The organism is Kitasatospora sp. NPDC059812, assembly GCF_042732075.1.
Classification (GTDB): Bacteria; Actinomycetota; Actinomycetes; order Streptomycetales; family Streptomycetaceae; genus Kitasatospora.
This window is the reverse complement of record NZ_JBHWIO010000027.1, coordinates 71,136-74,738: the sequence shown is the minus strand read 5'-3', so window position 1 is coordinate 74,738 and position 3,603 is coordinate 71,136. Positions and strand designations below refer to the sequence as shown.

General features: G+C 76.5%; 2 protein-coding genes. Both read right to left on the bottom strand.

The features are described from left to right. Nucleotides 1–144: 144 nt before the first annotated feature. Nucleotides 145–651, bottom strand: coding sequence for a copper chaperone PCu(A)C (locus tag ACFV6D_RS16335; RefSeq protein WP_380371577.1), 507 nt, complete (start codon nucleotides 649–651; stop codon nucleotides 145–147). Between the two features lie 8 nt (nucleotides 652–659). Next, on the bottom strand, nucleotides 660–2,987 hold the full coding sequence (locus ACFV6D_RS16330) for a heavy metal translocating P-type ATPase (protein ID WP_380560231.1): 2,328 nt from the start codon (nucleotides 2,985–2,987) through the stop codon (nucleotides 660–662). Nucleotides 2,988–3,603 lie beyond the last annotated feature (616 nt).

Genomic DNA, 3,603 nt, shown 5'->3' with positions numbered 1-3,603 from the left:
GCGCCCCCCCCCCCCGCACCGCGCCACACGCCACCCCCCACCCACTCCACAACTCCCCCCCCCCCCCCCCCTAGCCCCCGCCCCCCACCGCGCCCCGGGCCATCCGTTGGGACCGGATCACGTCCCGATGGGGGCCGGGGAGTGTCAGGGTGTCGGCGGTTCGGTTGGGCGGGGGCGGGTGCCCGGGGGGAGGACTTGGGCCTTGAGGTGGAGGTCCGGGCTGTGGCGGAAGCCGAGGGTGAAGTCGACCCACTGGCCGGCTCGTAGGGGTGGGGGGTCGGCGATCATCAGGTCGGCGTCCTCCGGGGCCATTGCCAGTTCGCCGCGGCCCGGGATCGGGAGGGCGGTCACCGGCTCCCAGCGGCCTGCGGCGCCCTGGTGGAGGTGTCGCTTGATTGTGATCCTGCCGCCGAACTCCCAGCTGGCGGACGTCAGTTCGTCCGGTACGTCGCCCGGGTTGCGGATCGTGAAGAACGCCGCCGTGGCCGGGGCCGCGCCTGCCGTCGGCAGCAGCAGCCAGCCCGGGCCGGCCTCCACCGGCCGGGGCCGCCCGGCCCCGCCGACCGCCGTCCACCCTGTCAGCAGCACCAGCGTCAGTGCCGCCGCGCCCACCGGCGGGCCGACCACCCGCAGCCGTCCGAGCGCGCTCATCGCCCCGCTCATCGCCGCGCCCCCTTCCGGGCCGCCGAGGCGCCCCGTCCGGGCTGCCAGGTGCGCAGCCGCAGGCTGTTGCCGACCACCAGCAGCGAGCTGAGCGACATCGCCACCGCCGCCAGCATCGGGTTGAGCAGGCCGACGGCCGCCAGCGGGATCAGCACCACGTTGTAGCCGAAGGCCCACAGCAGGTTGGCCCGGATCGTGCCGAGGGTCCGTCGGGCCAGCCGGACGGCGTCCACCACCGCCTCGATGTCGCCGCGCACCAGGGTCAGTCCGGCCGCGCCGATCGCGGCGTCGCTGCCCGAGGCCAGCGCCACCCCGAGGTCCGCCGAGGCCAGTGCCACCGCGTCGTTGACGCCGTCGCCGACCACCGCGACCGTCCGCCCGGCGCCCCGCAGCTCGGCCACCACCGCGGCCTTGCCCTCCGGCGAGGCCGCGGCGTGCACCCGTTCGATGCCCAGCTCGCGCGCCACCGCCCGGGCCGCGCCCGGGCCGTCGCCGGTCAGCAGGACGGTCTCCAGCCCCATCCCGCGCAGCCGGTGGAGCGCCCGCCAGCTGCCCGAGCGCAGCGTGTCGCCGACGGTGAGCACGGCCGCGGCCCGCCCGTCCAGCTCGACCACCACGGCCGTGCGGCCGGTGTCCGAGGCGGCGGTGACCGCGTCCGCGAGGTCGGCGGGCAGCGGCTGCGCCGTGCCGTCCGGGCGGACCACCCGTATGCTCCGGCCCTCGACCACCCCGACCACCCCGACCCCGGTGGCGGCCGCGAAGCCGTCCACCGCAGGCAGCGGACCGCAGCGCTCCCGCGCGGCCGCCGCCACGGCCCGCCCGATCGGGTGCTCCGAGCGGTGTTCCACCGCGCCGGCCAGCCGCAGCACCGCACTCTCGTCGAGTCCCGAGTCGAGCCCCGAGTCGGGCCCTTCGTCGAGCTCCGAGTCGAGCCCCGCGTCGAGGCCCTGGGCGACCGTCACCGTCGCCAGTTCCATCCGCCCGGTGGTCAGCGTCCCGGTCTTGTCCAGCACCACGGTGTCGACCCGGCGCAGGCTCTCCAGCACCTCCGGGCCGCGCACCAGCACGCCCAGCTCCGCGCCCCGCCCGGTCGCCGCCAGCAGTGCCGTCGGGGTGGCCAGGCCCAGGGCGCACGGGCAGGCGACCACCAGGACCGCGACCGCCGCCGTCACCGCCGCCTGGGGGGCTGCGCCCGCGCCGAGCCAGAAGCCCAGCACGCACACCGCGCCCGCCAGCACGCACGGCACGAACACCCCGGCCACCGCGTCGGCGAGGCGCTGCGCCCGGGCCTTGCCGGCCTGGGCGTCCGCCACCAGTGCGGTGATCCGGGCGAGTTGGGTGTCGGCGCCGACGGCCGTCGCCCGTACCACGAGCGCGCCGCCGACGTTGACGGTCGCGCCGGCCACCGCGTCCCCGGGGCCGACCTCCACCGGCACGCTCTCCCCGGTCAGCAGGCTCAGGTCGAGCGCCGAACCTCCCTCGACCACCACCCCGTCGGTGGCCACCCGTTCGCCCGGCCGCACCACGAACTCCTGTCCGGGCAGCAGTAGTTCGATCGGTACCAGGCGCTCTTCGCCGGTCCCGCCGTCCCGGACGCACACCTGCTTCGCGCCGAGTTCGGCCAGCGCCCGCAGCGCGGAACCGCTGCGCCGCCGCACCCGGCCCTCCAGCAGCCGCCCGGCCAGCACGAACAGCGGCACCCCGACCGCCGCCTCCAGGTAGACGTGCGCCGCGCCGCCGCCGTCCGCGGTCAGCGAGAACGGCATCCGCATACCGACCTCCCCGGCGCCGCCGAACACCAGCGCGTACGCGGACCAGCCGAAGGACGCCACCACCCCCAGGCTGACCAGGGTGTCCATGGTGGCCGCCGCGTGCCGCAGCCCTTGCCAGGCCCGGCGGTGGAACCCGGCCGACCCCCAGGTCACCACTGGCACGGCCAGCGCGAAGCAGACCCACTGCCAGGCGGGGAACTGCAGTGACGGCACCATCGACAGCACCACCACCGGGACGGCCAGCAGCACCGTCACCAGCAGTCGCCGGCGCTCCGCCGGCTCCTCGTCCGGCAGCCCGACGCCCGCCCCTGCGGGCGCCAACTCGGCGGTGTAGCCCGCCCGTTCGACGGCTGCCACCAGCTCTGCGACCGGCACCCCGGCCGGGTGCAGCACCCGGGCCCGACCGGTCGCCAGGTTCACCCCGGCCGTCACTCCGTCGATCCGGGCCAGCCGCTTCTCCACCCGGCCCACGCAGGCCGCGCAGGTCATCCCGCCGACCGCCAGATCGGTGCTCACCAGGGCCCCGGCGTCGGCCCCCGCAACGGGGCTCATCGCATCCCGCCCATGTCGTGCCCGCCCATCCCGGGCGCCCCGGGCGACGCGCCGCCCCCGGGCGTCAGCCCGGGAGACACCGGGCCCGCCTGCCGTCCCACCGCATACGCCACCACGAACACCACCACCAGCAGCAGGGCGAACCCCGCCAGCACACTCAAGGGCCGGACACCCGGCGACTTCGCACTCACCCCCCAGCAGTCGGACGGCGGGCGCGGTTGGTTCCCGTACGGTCCGAACCGGTGGGGCGCGCCCTGGCGCCGCGGGCCCGGCGAGACCCGCACGGCAGGCTCCGGGCCTGGATTAATTCGGATGACGCACCCGATGTGACCAGGTAGCGTCCGGGACGGCGCCTCCCGATGCGCTGGGTCCCGGCTACTACCCGTCAACTAGGTGCCGGTGCCCGTGGTCGGTTCCGGGAGGCGCCTACGCGTTCGGCCCCGGGGCCGTTCCGGCCCGTGACCCGGGTCATGGCCCGGGGTCCGGGCGAATCCGCCCCTGTTGAAATCTGATCGTCATAAGATCCCTTCGTGTGCCGAAGACCGGCACCCGGCCCGGCCGCGCGTGCTCGTGCGGCGGGTCGGATGGTCGTCGGAGGGGGGCGTAGCGATGAGAC